This window comes from Uliginosibacterium sp. 31-16, assembly GCF_030730865.1.
Lineage (GTDB): Bacteria > Pseudomonadota > Gammaproteobacteria > Burkholderiales > Rhodocyclaceae > Uliginosibacterium.
Window position 1 is genome coordinate 86,622 of the sequence record NZ_JAVALZ010000006.1, and the last position, 14,279, is coordinate 100,900.

Annotated in this window: 13 protein-coding genes and 1 tRNA gene; 10 read left to right on the forward strand and 4 right to left on the reverse strand. The window is 63.4% G+C overall.

The window, feature by feature from the left end:
* Window positions 1–82 precede the first annotated feature (82 nt).
* The 3 genes from infC to Q9Q94_RS17295 all read right to left on the reverse strand — a co-directional run bounded on the left by infC (window position 83) and on the right by Q9Q94_RS17295 (window position 2,793).
* Entirely contained in the window at window positions 83–616 is a 534-nt protein-coding gene (gene infC / locus Q9Q94_RS17285; RefSeq protein WP_371929875.1) for a translation initiation factor IF-3, read from the reverse strand.
* A gap of 25 nt (window positions 617–641) precedes the next feature.
* Entirely contained in the window at window positions 642–2,552 is a 1,911-nt protein-coding gene (thrS, locus tag Q9Q94_RS17290) for a threonine--tRNA ligase (protein ID WP_305981385.1), read from the reverse strand.
* 164 nt (window positions 2,553–2,716) lie between these two features.
* Window positions 2,717–2,793 (reverse strand) — tRNA-Val (locus Q9Q94_RS17295).
* Window positions 2,794–2,948: 155 nt separating this feature from the next.
* Here Q9Q94_RS17295 and Q9Q94_RS17300 point away from each other — a divergent pair.
* Window positions 2,949–3,395, forward strand: a complete 447-nt coding sequence (locus Q9Q94_RS17300) for a hypothetical protein (RefSeq protein ID WP_305981386.1) — start codon at window positions 2,949–2,951, stop codon at window positions 3,393–3,395.
* Between the two features lie 112 nt (window positions 3,396–3,507).
* Here Q9Q94_RS17300 and orn read toward each other — a convergent pair whose 3' ends face one another.
* The gene (gene orn / locus Q9Q94_RS17305) at window positions 3,508–4,059 is read right to left on the reverse strand and encodes an oligoribonuclease (protein ID WP_305981387.1); all 552 of its coding nucleotides are present in this window, start codon (window positions 4,057–4,059) and stop codon (window positions 3,508–3,510) included.
* 83 nt (window positions 4,060–4,142) lie between these two features.
* Here orn and Q9Q94_RS17310 point away from each other — a divergent pair, with 83 nt between their 5' ends.
* From Q9Q94_RS17310 to Q9Q94_RS17350, 9 genes are all read left to right on the forward strand, one after another.
* On the forward strand, window positions 4,143–5,393 hold the full coding sequence (locus Q9Q94_RS17310; protein ID WP_305981388.1) for a M48 family metallopeptidase: 1,251 nt from the start codon (window positions 4,143–4,145) through the stop codon (window positions 5,391–5,393).
* A complete protein-coding gene (gene rsgA / locus Q9Q94_RS17315) occupies window positions 5,390–6,286 on the forward strand; it encodes a ribosome small subunit-dependent GTPase A (RefSeq protein WP_305981389.1) in 897 nt (298 codons plus the stop codon). Before Q9Q94_RS17310 ends, rsgA begins: the two co-directional genes overlap by 4 nt.
* Before the next feature lie 222 nt (window positions 6,287–6,508).
* A complete protein-coding gene (locus Q9Q94_RS17320) occupies window positions 6,509–7,303 on the forward strand; it encodes a BPSS1780 family membrane protein (RefSeq protein WP_305981390.1) in 795 nt (264 codons plus the stop codon).
* A 49-nt stretch (window positions 7,304–7,352) separates the two neighbouring features.
* Window positions 7,353–8,039: an RDD family protein gene (locus Q9Q94_RS17325; protein ID WP_305981391.1), complete on the forward strand. Its 687-nt coding sequence runs from the start codon at window positions 7,353–7,355 to the stop codon at window positions 8,037–8,039.
* Window positions 8,036–9,013 (forward strand): stage II sporulation protein M, encoded by a 978-nt coding sequence (locus Q9Q94_RS17330; RefSeq protein WP_305981392.1) that lies wholly within the window; start codon window positions 8,036–8,038, stop codon window positions 9,011–9,013. The genes Q9Q94_RS17325 and Q9Q94_RS17330 overlap by 4 nt, the downstream gene beginning before the upstream one ends.
* 135 nt (window positions 9,014–9,148) lie before the next feature.
* The gene (locus Q9Q94_RS17335) at window positions 9,149–10,708 is read left to right on the forward strand and encodes a DUF4129 domain-containing protein (RefSeq protein WP_305981393.1); all 1,560 of its coding nucleotides are present in this window, start codon (window positions 9,149–9,151) and stop codon (window positions 10,706–10,708) included.
* Window positions 10,701–11,981: a DUF4350 domain-containing protein gene (locus Q9Q94_RS17340; protein WP_305981394.1), complete on the forward strand. Its 1,281-nt coding sequence runs from the start codon at window positions 10,701–10,703 to the stop codon at window positions 11,979–11,981. Before Q9Q94_RS17335 ends, Q9Q94_RS17340 begins: the two co-directional genes overlap by 8 nt.
* Entirely contained in the window at window positions 11,978–12,949 is a 972-nt protein-coding gene (locus tag Q9Q94_RS17345; protein WP_305981395.1) for a MoxR family ATPase, read from the forward strand. The genes Q9Q94_RS17340 and Q9Q94_RS17345 overlap by 4 nt, the downstream gene beginning before the upstream one ends.
* The gene (locus tag Q9Q94_RS17350) at window positions 12,946–14,253 is read left to right on the forward strand and encodes a DUF58 domain-containing protein (RefSeq protein WP_305981396.1); all 1,308 of its coding nucleotides are present in this window, start codon (window positions 12,946–12,948) and stop codon (window positions 14,251–14,253) included. Before Q9Q94_RS17345 ends, Q9Q94_RS17350 begins: the two co-directional genes overlap by 4 nt.
* Window positions 14,254–14,279 lie beyond the last annotated feature (26 nt).

Genomic DNA, 14,279 nt, shown 5'->3' on the forward strand with positions numbered 1-14,279 from the left:
GGCACCACTTGTTTTGCAGCAGGGATCAAACTTCGATCAGGGCTGCTGCGCCCCCGCCACCGTCTTGCGACAGCCGCAAAAATCAACTCTTCTTCTTCGGCGCCACGACCATGATCAACTGGCGCCCTTCCAGCTTCGGAAACTGCTCCACCACGATCAGCTCGCCCAAGTCAGCCTTGATGCGCTCAAGCTGCCGAATACCGAATTCCTGGTGGGCCATTTCACGGCCGCGATAGCGCAGGGTCACCTTGACCTTGTCGCCCTCTTCCAGGAAGCGCGTCATGTTGCGCATCTTGATCTGGTAATCGTTTTCATCAGTCCCCGGACGAAGTTTCACTTCCTTCACCTGGATCTGCTTCTGCTTGAGCTTGGCTTCGTGGGCCCGCTTCTGCTCCTGGTACTTGAACTTGCCGTAGTCCATCAGACGACAAACCGGCGGTTTGGCCTGCGGCGCAATCTCCACCAGATCCACACCGGCCTCTTCGGCCATGGCCAATGCCTGCAGCGTCGGCACAATGCCTAGTTGTTCGCCGTCTTCCCCTGCCAGCCGCACCTCGGGAACACTGATTTCCCGGTTGATGCGATGTGCGTTCTTTTCCTGAGCGATGGTGATTATCTCCAAAAAAACAATAAAACCGAGGCTAGGCTTCGCGGCTCTTCAGCTCGCTTTGCCAGCGCTCGACCAATTCCGTGATGGACATTTGCCCCAGATCCTGACCGCCGCGGACGCGAACCGCGACCTTGCCGGCTTCTTTTTCCTTGTCGCCGACAACCAGCAGGTAGGGCAGCTTTTGCAAGCTATGTTCGCGGATTTTATAGTTAATTTTCTCATTCCGCAAATCCGACTCGACCCGGAAGCCCTGCGCGCGCAATTGCGCAACCAGATCAGCCACGTAATCAGCCTGCGCTTCCGAGATATTCAGCACCACCGCCTGGGTCGGCGCCAGCCACAGCGGGAAGGCACCGCCGTGGTTTTCGATCAGAATCCCAAGGAACCGCTCCAGCGAACCAAGGATCGCACGGTGCAGCATGACCGGACGCTTGCGGGTATTGTCTTCCGCCACGTACTCGGCATCCAGGCGCTCAGGCAGAACGAAGTCGAGCTGGATCGTGCCGCACTGCCAGGAGCGACCCAGCGCATCCTTGATGTGATATTCGACCTTGGGACCGTAGAAAGCCCCCTCACCCGGCAGCTCTTCCCACTCCTTGCCTGATGCTTTCAATGCATTTCGCAGACCTTCTTCAGCCTTGTCCCAGATTTCGTCGGAGCCCGCACGCTTTTCAGGGCGCAGCGCCAGCTTCACGGCCACGTTGTTGAAGCCAAAATCCTTGTACACACTCATCAGCAGTGCATCGAAAGCCATGGCTTCGGATTCGATCTGGTCTTCAGTGGCGAAGATGTGCGCATCATCCTGCACGAAGCCACGCACGCGCATCAGGCCATGCAGCGCGCCAGACGGCTCGTTGCGATGACAGGAGCCGAATTCAGCCAGGCGCAACGGCAGGTCACGATAGGAGCGCAAACCGTGATTGAAGATCTGCACGTGACCCGGGCAGTTCATGGGCTTCACCGCGTAGTCGCGCTTCTCGGACTCGGTGGTGAACATGTTGTCGCGGTAGTTTTCCCAGTGGCCGGACTTTTCCCACAGAGTGCGGTCCATCACCATCGGCGTGCGCACTTCCTGGTAGCCCGCCTCATTCAGGCGTGCGCGCATGTACTGTTCGACGGCCTGCCACAGAGTCCAGCCTTTCGGGTGCCAGAACACCATGCCCGGCGCTTCGTCCTGCAGATGGAACAGGTCCAGCTGCTTGCCGACGCGGCGGTGGTCGCGCTTTTCAGCCTCTTCCAGCATGTGCAGATAGGCTTCCAGTTCTTCCTTCTTGGCCCAGGCCGTGCCGTAGATGCGCTGCAGCTGTGCATTCTTGGCGTCGCCGCGCCAGTAGGCGCCCGCAACCTTCATCAGCTTGAAAAACTTGAGCTTGCCGGTAGACGGCACGTGCGGGCCGCGACACAGATCGATGAAGTCGCCTTCGCGGTACAAGGAAATGGTTTGCCCGGCCGGAATCGCCTCAATCAGTTCGGCCTTGTACTTCTCACCCATACCAAGGAAGAACTGGATCGCCGCGTCGCGCTCCATCTCCTCGCGGCTGATGGCGACATCCTTCTTCGCCAGCTCGCCCATGCGCTTTTCGATGGCTTCGAGATCTTCCGGCGTAAACGGGCGCGAGTAAGCGAAATCGTAATAAAAGCCGTGCTCGATGACCGGACCGATGGTGACCTGCGCTTCCGGGAACAGTTCTTTCACCGCATACGCCAGCAAGTGCGCAGTGGAGTGACGAATGACTTCAAGGCCATCGACATCCTTTTCGGTCACGATCGCCAGATTGGCGTCAGCAGCCATCACGTACGAAGTATCAACCAGCTGGCCATTCACCTTGCCGGCCAATGCAGCCTTGGCCAAGCCCGCGCCAATCGAGGCGGCAACCTGTGCAACCGAAACAGGCGCATCGAAGCTGCGGACGGAACCATCGGGAAGCGTGATATTCGGCATTGCAGGCCTCTTTCCAGAAAGGGCAAAAACAGGGCAAAAAAAAAGTGCGGACTTAGCCGCACTTTTCAATTTTTACCAAATCGGGGACGCGCGGCGCTGAACGCTCAGAAAGCAATCATTACCGTGCGAGTTCGAAACATATTTAATCCCCGCTTCAGGAATTTTGGTAGGCGCGATTGGACTCGAACCAACGACCCCCACCATGTCAAGGTGGTGCTCTAACCAGCTGAGCTACGCGCCTGAAGAGCTGCGCATTATAGCGACGTTTTTTGATGTGTCAAAGGATTTGCCACGGTTTTTTCCATTTCCTCCTCCGCAGCCCGGATATCGGATGCCGCGCCATCCACCTTCATGATCGCCTACACTGCAGAAATCCGACCCTTTCAGGAGCCTGAAATGAAAGCCCTACTTGGACTGCTCGCCCTTGTTGCTGCCAGCTTGTTGCTGGCGGCCTGCGCCAGCACGAAGTTTTATCCGCACGAAAGCCGCGACAACAGCTACATGGGCAAGGGTGGCTCCCGCTTCACCACGGAAGGGATGGATGTGTGGTTCATTGGCGAGCCGGATCGCAAATACATGATCCTTGGCTACATCGAGGATGAGTTCAACCCAGCCGTCGATGAGCGTCATCAGAGCGTATCTGACGCCGTACTGAAAAAGGCGCGCGAGATTGGCGCTGACGCACTGATCGAAGTCGTTACCCAGACGCGCACCGGCAGCAGCATCTCTACCGGTGGCATGTTTGGCGGCCGTCACAGCGGCGTAGGCATGGGCATAGGTTTCGGCGTCCCGCTCAGCGAGCAGAAAAACGCCCGTTACACGGCGATCCGGTATCTGAACTAAGTTCTCTGGAGACCCGCACCGGGCGGACCTCTTCAGAGAGGCTGCCTGAAAAGCCTCGGGCAGCAAGGCTTTTCAGGCCAGCGCCTTGCAGAGCAAGGCAGGACGCGGCTCTTCAGGCAGGCAACTTCAGGAAGTTGTCACGGTAATAGCGCAATTCTTCAATCGACTCGCGAATATCCGCCAGCGCGGTGTGCGCTTCGCTCTTCTTCACGCCCGCCAGCACCGGCGGATTCCAGCGCCGCGCCAGCTCCTTCAGGGTGCTGACATCGATGTTGCGGTAGTGGAAATACGCCTCCAGCGTCGGCATGTAGCGCGCCATGAAGCGGCGATCCTGACCGATGGTGTTGCCGCACATCGGCGTCGTGCGCTTGGGCACCCACTGCGCCATCCACTCCAGATACAGGGCTTCAGCGGCGGCTTCGTCGGTGGTCGAAGCGCGCACGCGCTCGATCAGGCCGGATTTGCCGTGGGTGTTCTTGTTCCAGTCGTCCATCGCATCCAGCGTCGCCTCAGATTGATGCACCACGACCACCGGGCTCTCGGCCAGCACGTTGAGATTCACGTCGGTGACGATCATGGCGATCTCGATGATGCGGTCCGTGTCCGGCTCCAGTCCGGTCATCTCCATATCCAGCCAGACGAGGTTGTTTGCATCCTGTGCCATATAATTCCTTAGCGTTCGTGATTGGCCGGCATTTTCGCACGCGCCCGCAGGATCGCCACTACCCGAAAGACGACCGCCCCTCCATGACCGCTTCGACTCTGAGCCTCGCCTTCATTTTCTTCATCGTGCTGAGCACGGCCATCCGCCTGTGGCTGAACTTCCGCCAGGTCGCCCACGTGCAGGCGCACCGCGCGGCCGTGCCGGCTGAATTCGCTGCCCGCATCGAACTCGCCGCACACCAGAAGGCGGCCGATTACACGGTCGCCAAGTCGCGCTACGGGCGCATCGATCTGGTGCTCGGGCTGATCTGGTTGCTGCTGCTGACTTTCGGCGGCGGCCTGCAACTGATGCATGAATTTCTGGGCAACTATCTGGATCCGCACAGCCTGTGGCATGGCATCGCCCTCTTCGGTCTGCTCAGTGCGCTGGGCTTTATCTGGGAACTACCCGGCTCGCTGTATTACACCTTCGTGCTCGAAGAGAAGTTCGGCTTCAACAAGACGACGCTCGCCACCTTCATCACCGACATCGTCAAGAGCAGCGCCATTTCCATCCTGATTGGCGCGCCGCTGCTGTGGCTGGTGCTGTGGCTGATACGCAGCATGGGCGGCAACTGGTGGCTGTGGACCTGGGGCGTACTGATTGCCTTCAATCTCGCGGCGATGGTGATCTATCCCATATTCATCGCACCGCTGTTCAACAAGTTCGAGCCGCTCAAGGACGAAGCACTCGCCACGCGCATCAATGCGCTGCTCACGCGCTGCGGTTTCAAGTCCAAGGGACTCTTCGTGATGGATGGCTCCAAGCGCAGCGCCCACGGCAATGCCTACTTCACCGGCTTTGGCGCGGCCAAGCGCATCGTGTTCTTTGACACTCTGCTCGCCACCCTGACACCAGAGGAGGTAGAGGCCGTGCTGGCGCACGAACTCGGCCATTTCAAGCACCGCCACATCTGGCAGCGCGTGGCACTGTTCGCGGTGCTGTCTCTGGCCTTGTTCGCCGTGCTCGGCGGGCTCAGCCAGCAATCCGCTTTCTACAACGGTCTGGGCGTGCAGGCGCAAAGCGAGGCGCTAGCCCTGATCCTGTTCTCGCTGCTGCTGCCGGTCGTGACCTTCCCGTTCACCCCGCTGATGAGTTTCTGGTCGCGCAAGCACGAATTCGAGGCCGATGCCTATGCGGTCGCCAACGCCCAGGCCAGCGATCTGGTCTCTGCGCTCGCCAAGCTGTATCGCGACAACGCCAGCACGCTGACGCCGGACCCGCTGCATTCGCTGTTCTACGATTCGCACCCACCTGCCGCGATCCGCATCGGCCGCCTGCAGGCCGCGGCATGAGCACGACAGGTACCGTCATCGCCGCCTTCGGCCGCCAGTACGCCGTTCGCCTTGAGGACGGTACGGAAGTGCTGTGCGTGCCACGCGCGAAGAAGAGCGAAGTCGCCTGCGGCGACCGCGTCAAACTGGCGATGACCAGCACCAATCAGGGCGTGATCGAAAAGATCAGCGAGCGCGCCAGCCTCTTCTACCGCGCCGATCAGTGGAAAGAAAAACTGATCGCGGCCAATGTCAGTCTGGTCGTGGTGGTAGTCGCCACCGAGCCGAACTTCAGCGACGAGCTGATCACACGCTGCCTGATCGCCGCCGACGCGCAGGACATCCCCGCGCTGATCGTGCTCAACAAGTGCGATCTCGCCCCCGAGCTGGTCGCCTATGCGCGCGAACAACTCGCACCCTTCGCCGCCGCTGGTCACGATGTGCTGGAGCTTTCCGCCAAGGGCGATGTCGAGCCATTGCGAACCCGCCTCGCGGGCCACGTCAGCCTTTTCGTCGGCCAGTCCGGCATGGGCAAATCCACGCTCACCAATGCCCTGATTCCGGACGCCGAAGCGCGCACCCGCGAGATCTCGGAAGTGCTCAACTCCGGCAAACACACCACCACCCACGCGCGGTTGTATCCCTTACCCGGTGGCGGCGAACTCATCGACAGCCCGGGCCTGCAGAGCTTCGGCCTCGCCCACCTCAGCAAGAACGAGATCGAGTGCGGCTTCCTCGAAATCCGCCCGCTGCTCGGCAAATGCCGCTTCCGCGACTGTCAGCACCTCAAGGAGCCGGACTGCGCGATCCGCGCCGCGCGCGACGCCGGGGCCTTCGACCCGCGCCGCTACGCCACCCTGCTGCAGGTACTGGACGAACACGAGGTGGCGCGCAAGCACCGCCTCGAACACTGACCTGCCCGAAGAGCCGCACCCGGTGGCCCTGTTCAGGCAGGCACGCTTGCAAGCCAAGCCCCATGCGGCTCTCCGGCAAGCCTGCCGTGTGACCCGGATACGACGCTCCGGTCGGCCCGGCATGACATCCGGCAGCCCGTGCTTGCGCCGGGCATGCGCCTGCGGCATCCTGCCGGACGCAGCATGCAAAACCACATTTCAATAAATAACAGGGAGCATCCGATGAACGAACCCGGCAGCAATCCTTACGCCCCGCCCGTCGCCGTAGTGAATGATGGCGAGCCGTACCAGAGCGAAGGCAATTTCATCCCCGGCGGACGCACGGTGGATGCAGGTCACGGTGCCTCCTGGATCGGTGCGGGCTGGGATAGCTTCAAGCAGAGCCCGGGTGCCTGGATCGTGATGATGATCCTGTTTGGGGTCATCTGGATCATCACTTCACTGATCCCCCTGGTTAACCTGCTGACCCTCATCCTGTTCCCCGTTCTTGGCGGCGGCATCGTGATTGCCTGTGACAACCAGCGCCGTAACGGCAGCCTGAATATTGGCGACCTGTTCGCTGGTTTCCAGCAGAAATTCGGCCCGCTGGCCATTCTGGGGCTGATCGCCTTTGGCCTCATGCTGCTGGCCATGATTCCCGTCGTCCTGATCATGGGGGTGAGCGTCTTCAGCATGTTCATGGGCGGACAACAGCCCGACCCCGCGATGATCGCAACCATGTTCGGCTCTCTGGGGCTGATGTTCCTGCTCATCATGGTCGCCTCGACCCTCATGTATTCCGCGCTCTGGTTCGCCCCCGCACTGATCGTGCTGCATGACCTCAGCCCGTGGGACGCCATGAAGTCGAGCTTCACCGGCTGCTGGCGCAACTGGCTCGGAGGCCTGATCTATTTCATTCTGGTCACGCTCCTGATGTTTGTGGCGATGATCCCTCTGGGCCTCGGCCTGCTGGTCATGATCCCGGTGTTGTGGGCATCCATCTACGGCGCCTACCGCGACATCTACATCGAAGACTGAACTCCCCTGCGCTTTCACTGGCGGCGTCTGCGGGCGCCGCCACCGTTCCATGCTCGATACCCTGCGTTCCGTCACCACGCCCGAATTGATCGAAGTCCAGCTGCGCCCGGCGGGTCTGCTGCCGCGCACGCTCGCCTGGCTGATCGATTTCGCCATCCGCCTGGGGGTCGTGATGAGCGTGGGCACGGTGCTGGAAAGCCTGGGCGACTTCGGCGGCGGCCTGCTGCTGCTGCTCTACTTCGGACTGGAATGGTTCTACCCGGTGCTCTTTGAAGTGCTGGGCAAGGGCGCCACGCCGGGCAAGCGGGCACTGAATCTGGTGGTGGTCAACGCCAATGGCACCCCGATCGGCTGGGGCGCCTCGATGACCCGCAACCTGCTGCGCACTGCTGATTTTCTGCCTTTTGCCTACGGTTTCGGCATGGTCACGATGCTCTGTCACAGGGAATTCCGCCGGCTGGGCGATATCGTCGCCGACACGCTGGTGGTCTATCGCGAGAAGCAGCAAGCCTTGCCGGATCTGGCAGAGGCCACGCCGATCATGCCCACGGCGCCGCTGGACCGTGCCACCCAGCGCGCACTGGTCGCCTTTGCCGAACGCGCCCGGGGCCTCACCCCGGCGCGCCAGGAAGAGCTGGCCGATCTGGTGCCGCACCTGGCGCACGACGCCACCGGTCCGCAGGGCGCGGAGCGGCTGCTGGGGCTGGCCAATCACCTGATCGGGCGGCGCACATGAAGCAGGAATTTTTCGAGCAGCAGCACGCTGCCGACTGGCAGGCCTTCGAGCAATGGCTGAAGCTCTCTGTCAACAAGCGCAAGGACCGGCCGCCCCTGCCGTTTGCCGCCCACGAACTGCCGCAACGCTACCGCCACCTGTGCCAGCATCTGGCCCTCGCCCGTGACCGCGACTACAGCCTGTCGCTGGTCGAACACCTGCATCAGCTGGTCCAGCAGGGGCATGACCTGCTCTACGGTGCGCAAGGCAATTTCGGCCAGCGCGCCTGGGCCTATGCGGCAGGCGGCTTCGCTGCCGATGTGCGCGCCAACCGCTGGTGGGTACTGGCGGCAGCGCTGCTGCTGTTCGGCCCGCAACTGGCGATAATGCTGGCCGTACACCTGCAACCGGATCTGGCCTATCTGATCATGAGCCCGCTGGAAGTGGCGCGCATGGAGCAGATGTACAGCAACGATGCGCAAACGCTGGGACGCGTGGCCCGCGAGGCCTCGACCGATTTCCAGATGTTCGGCTTCTACATCTTCAACAACGTCAGCATCGGCTTCCGCTGCTTTGCGGGTGGTATCACGGCCGGGCTGCTGACAATCACCGCGCTGGTTTTCAATGGCCTGTCCTTCGGGGTGGTCGAGATGCGTCTGACCCAGGCCGGGCTGGCCGAGAACTTCTATTCCTTCGTGATCGGCCACAGCGGTTTCGAGCTCGGCGCCATCATCCTCTCCGGCGCGGCGGGTCTGCGTCTGGGCCATGCCGTCATCGCCCCGGGCCAGCGCACGCGCGGTGCCGCCCTGCGCGACACGGCCCGGGCGCTGATCGGCATGGTCTGCGGACTGGCGGTGATGCTGGTCATCGCCGCGCTGATCGAGGCCTTCTGGTCACCCCTCAAGCTGGGGCTGCCGATCAAGCTGAGCGTGGGCGGCGTGCTGTGCGTGCTGCCGCTGGTGTACTTCGTGTTTGCCGGAAGGAGGCGTGCATGAGGCACCGCCTCGCAAAGCCGCTTCCACAGTCACTCTTCAGCCAGGCATTGCCAGGAGCCCACACACACGGCGGTTTCCGGCATGCATGCTTGAAGATGACCGTCCGATGCGGCTCTTCGACGCATCACAGACTGCATGGGAGCCACGATGGAGCTTGAGCGCCTGTCTGTCGCCCTGCGCCCGCGCAATCACTGGGAGGCCATCGACCTCGGCGTGCGCCTGGGCATTCACCACGCCCGTCCGCTGTATGCCGCCTGGTTTGCGGTGACCCTGCCGGTGCTGGCCGTGCTGGTGCTGATCTTTTCCCTGTGGAAGGGGGAGATTTCCTGGGTCAGTCCGATCATGTGGTGGCTCAAACCGGCGTTCGACCGGGTAGCGGTACATGTGGTCAGTCATTCCGTGTTCGGCGAGACGCCAAGCGTCCGCGCCACCCTGCGCGCCCTGCCCGGCCTGCTCTGGCACACACGGCTCTTCGCCGGCCTGACCTGGGGCCGCTTCAGCATGAGCCGCAGCCTGAAACTTCCGGTCGACGTGCTCGAAGGCCTGCGCGGCAGGCCCGCCCGCCAGCGCAAGAGCCTGCTCAGCCGCCGCGTGAGCAGCGCAGCACGCTGGCAGACCCTGGTGTGGCTGCATCTGGAGGTCATTCTCTGGCTGAGCCTCTTCGGTCTGCTCGCCATGCTCGTACCCAGCAGCATGTGGCCCGAGCAGGGTAGCGGCCTGTGGCAGCGCCTGACCGAGGCGCCGCTGTGGCTCTCCCTGCTCCTCTACCTGCCGCTGCTGGCCTGCAGCCTGCTGCTGGAGCCGCTTTATGTGGCTGGCGGCTTCATGCTCTACATCAAGCGGCGCACCGATCTCGAAGCCTGGGATGTGGAACTGCAGCTGCGCCGCCTTGCTCGCGCCCGCACCGCCGAGCAGGCCAAGGCACTCGCCAGCAGTTTCGTTGGCGTGTTGCTGTGCCTGCTTCTCGGCTTCAGCCTGGCCGGCTCGCCACCAGCACACGCCAGTGACAACGCCACCCTGCGCGAGCAGGCCGTCGAACGCTCCGCCCAGGAAATCCAGCAGGTCATGCAGGACCCGGCTTTCGGCAAGGAAGAGCAAGATCGCGAGCTGCGCTGGCGCAAGGCCCCGAAGCAGGACAAGAAGACCGAAGCCAGCAAGCTGCCGGATTCGCTGCAAAGCTTGCTGAACAGCGTTTTCGAGGGCATGAAATGGATTGGCGAGGCCTTCGCCACGCTCGGCCGGGTGGGCGGCTGGGTGCTGATCCTGGTGGCCGTAGCACTGATCCTGTATCTGGTTTCACGCTTTGGCTGGGGGAGTGGGCGCGGCTCGCGCTACGTGCCGCCAGCCGAACTGGCCGGGTTCGACATCCGCCCGCAATCGCTGCCCGACGACATCGCCGGCGCGGCCCTCCATCTGCTCCGCACGGGCGACACGCGGGCAGCCCTGAGCCTGCTGTTCCGCGGCACCCTGTCGCGTCTGGCGCATCAGGAGCAGGTGCCCTTCACCCGCGGTGACACGGAAGGCGATTGTCTGGAACGCACCCGCAAGCACGCCCCCGCACGCTCGGCCTTCCTCGCCCGCCTGCTCGGCTGCTGGCAGCGTCTGGCCTACGCGCATCAAAGCATCGGAGCGCACGAAATCGAGGCGCTGTGTCAGGAGTGGTGGCGTGAATTCGGCGGAGGCACGCATGAGTAAAACGCGCCTGATCATCAGTGCCGCCGCCCTGATCCTGCTGGGTCTGTTCGGCTGGTATCTGTACGACCATCTGGAATGGCACGACACCACCCGGCGCACGGGTTACACAAAGGAAGCCCTGCGCAATAACTACCACGCCGGCATGCTGCTGCTGAACCGCCTCGGTTATCCAGCCGAACGCAGCGAGGACCTCGCCCGGCTCGATACGCTTGCGCCACAGAGCACCCTGCTGCTCTCCGGTGATGAGAGCTTTGCCGACCCGGCGCTGCGCCAGAGGCTGCTCGACTGGGTCAAGCGCGGTGGCCATCTGGTGCTGCCGATCACCCCGGACGACAAAGGCAGTGAAGTGCTCAAGGCCTTGCAGATTGATGTACAGGGACGCCTGGAAAACGGCCGGGAACGCTTCGCACAGCAATCGAATTCCGCGGCTCCGCCGCGCCGCGAACAGGATCTGGATCGGCGCGATCTGGAAATCGAGGGTCATGACGTGAGCGTCAGCCTGCGCAACGCCGCCGTATTCGACGCGGCGCTGAGCATGGATCGACCGGGCGAATGGAGTGTCCAGGCCGATGGCGCGTTCAAGGATGACGACTCGCTGGGCGACACCCGCGTGTTCCAGCCCCTCCAGGCCTCCGCCGAGGATGACGAAAGTGAAAGCGTCATGCTGTATGCCCGCTTCAAATGGGGTAACGGTTTTGTCACTGTCGGCAGCTTCGCGCCATTCACCAACGACGCACTCGACAAGGCCGATCACGCCAGCCTCTTCGTGCGCCTGCTGAGCCTGCCCGACGGCAAGCGGCCGGTGCTGATGCTTTTCGCGCCGAACTATCCAGACCTGCTGGAATGGCTGCTTGAGCATGCCCCCGAAGCCATCACCGGCCTCGCCCTGCTGATCCTCGCCGGCCTGTGGCGCGCAGCCCCACGCTTCGGCCCCCTGCAGCCGGAACCGGAGCCGGTGCGCCCCGGCCTGCGCGAGCACCTCGCCGCCAGCGGCTATTTCCTGCTCAAGCAACGCAGCTACGAAGCCCTGATCGCTCCCTTGCGTGAAGACGTGCTGCGCCAGCTCGAACACCTGCAGCACCGTCACCCTGAAATCGAAGGCCGCGATCGCCTGGGCGAACACCTGTCGGGCATCAAGGCCGGCGAGATCACCCGGGCTTTCGCGCCCGAGCCTGATTCACAGCACGAATTCCTGCGCCGTGCCCAAACCCTGGCGACACTGCGCGCGCATTGCAACCAATTGCGGCAAACCACTCCCGGAGCACTCTCATGACCCTGCCCGTCACGCCCCTTGAAGCCACTGAACTGGCGCGCCAGCTGCGCGCCGAAGTTGCCCGCGTTTTCGTCGGCCAGACCGCGGTTGTCGAGCACACCCTGTGTGCCCTCATTTCCGGCGGCCACATTCTGCTGGAAGGCGTGCCAGGGCTGGGCAAGACCCTGCTCGTCAAGGCACTGGCGAAGACCTTCGGCGGCCAGTTCTCGCGCATCCAGTTCACACCGGATCTGATGCCCGCCGACGTCACCGGCCATACGCTCTACGACACGCGCAGCAGCCAGTTCGTGATCCGCCGCGGCCCGGTCTTCGCCAATCTGGTGCTGGCCGACGAAATCAACCGCGCCCCAGCCAAGACCCAGGCCGCGTTGCTTGAAGTGATGCAGGAAGCGCAGGTCACCATCGAGGGCAAGACCATCCCGCTGCCGCCGCCCTTCCTGGTCCTCGCCACACAGAATCCGATTGAGCAGGAGGGCACCTACGCCCTGCCCGAAGCACAGCTCGACCGTTTCCTGCTCAAGGTGCTGATCGACTACCCAACACACGATGAGGAGCGCGCGCTGGTTGCCGCCTCCTGCGCCGGACGCACCGGTGATCGTCTCGAAGTGGAAGCCGTGCAGCAGGTCGCCACGCCCGAGCAGCTCATCGCCATGCAACAGATTGCCGCTGGTCTGCGCGTCGATGACAGCGTGCTCGACTACGCCGTGCGCATCGTCCGCGCCACCCGCGAATGGTCCGGCATTGCCATCGGTGCCGGTCCGCGCGGCGCCATTGCGCTGGTGCGAGCTGCACGCGCCATGGCCCTGATTGCCGGGCGCGATTTCGTCACCCCCGACGACGTCAAACGCATCGCCCTGCCCGCGCTGCGCCACCGCATCAGTCTGGTTCCGGAAGCCGAGATCGAAGGCCTGTCGATTGATGGCGTGCTCGGCAGCCTGCTGGCGCGCACGGACGCACCCCGCGCATGAACCTGCCCTCCCGGCACCTTCTCGCCGCGCTCGGCATCTGGCTCGCCCTGGCAATCGCCACGGCCTTCCTGCCCGCCATCCTGTCCTGGTGCACGGGGGTGGGCGTGGTGCTGATCCTGTGGGCGGCGGCAGACTGGCTGCTGGTCCGGGCGCAGGCCCTGCCTGCTGCCCAGCGTGTGGTGAACGGCACGCTGGCCGTGGGCGAATGGTCACCGGTGGAAGTGCGCCTGCACTGGGCCGGCGCCGTGCCCGCGCAACTTGCGGTCTTCGATCATCATCCCGCCGGCTTCCAGCAGGAAGGCCTGCCCGGCCAGATCGTCACCACCGGCAAGAACAGCTTCGCCCTGCGCTACCGGGTGCGGGCGCTCCTGCGCGGCGACCATCGCTTCGGCCAGATCGAGCTGCGCACAGTCTCGCCCTGGCGCGCCTGGCTGCGTCAGGCAAAAGTCGGCGAAGCACAGGACGTGCGCGTCTATCCCAACTTCGCACCACTCGCCCGCCACGCCCTGCGCGCCGTGGACTACCGCAACGCGCGCTTCGGCCTGCAGCAGCGCCGGCGGCGTGGTCAGGGCATGGATTTCTCGCAGCTGCGCGAATACCGCGAGGGCGACTCCATGCGCCAGATCGACTGGAAAGCCACCACGCGCATGGGCAAGATGATCTCGCGCGAGTATCAGGACGAACGCGACCAGCGCATCCTGCTGCTCGTCGACTGCGGCCGGCGCATGGGCGCACGCGACGGTGAGCTTTCACACTTTGACCACGCCCTGGATTCGGTGCTGATGCTCGCCTACGTGGCGCTCTCCCACGGCGACCGCGTCGGTCTGATGACCCTCGGCGGGCCGGAGCGCTACCTGCCGGCCCAGCATTCACAGGCCACCGTCAGCCGCATCCTGCGCGAGACCTACGATCTGCAGCCCAGCCTGCAGGTCAGCGATTTCGAACGCGCCGCCCAGCAACTGCTGCTGCGCGAACGCAAACGCGCGCTGGTCGTACTGATGACCAACCTGCGCGACGAAGATGATCAGAGCCTGATCGCCGCCACACGCCTGCTCGGCAGCCGCCACCTGGTGCTCGTCGCCAGCCTGCGTGAATCGGCACTGGATCAGGCGCAAAGCGACACCATCGCCAACGCCCACGACGCGGCGCGGCTGGCCGCCGCCGTCGGCTACGCCCGCCGCCGCGAAGCCGCGCTCAAGCGCCTGCGTGCCGAAGGCGTGCTGTGCCTCGATGTGGCACCGGAAGATCTGGCGATTGAAACCGTGAACCGCTATCTGGCTGTGAAGGCGGCGAGCCAGCTGTAACGGGGTCGTTACGCCCTTCAAGGAGA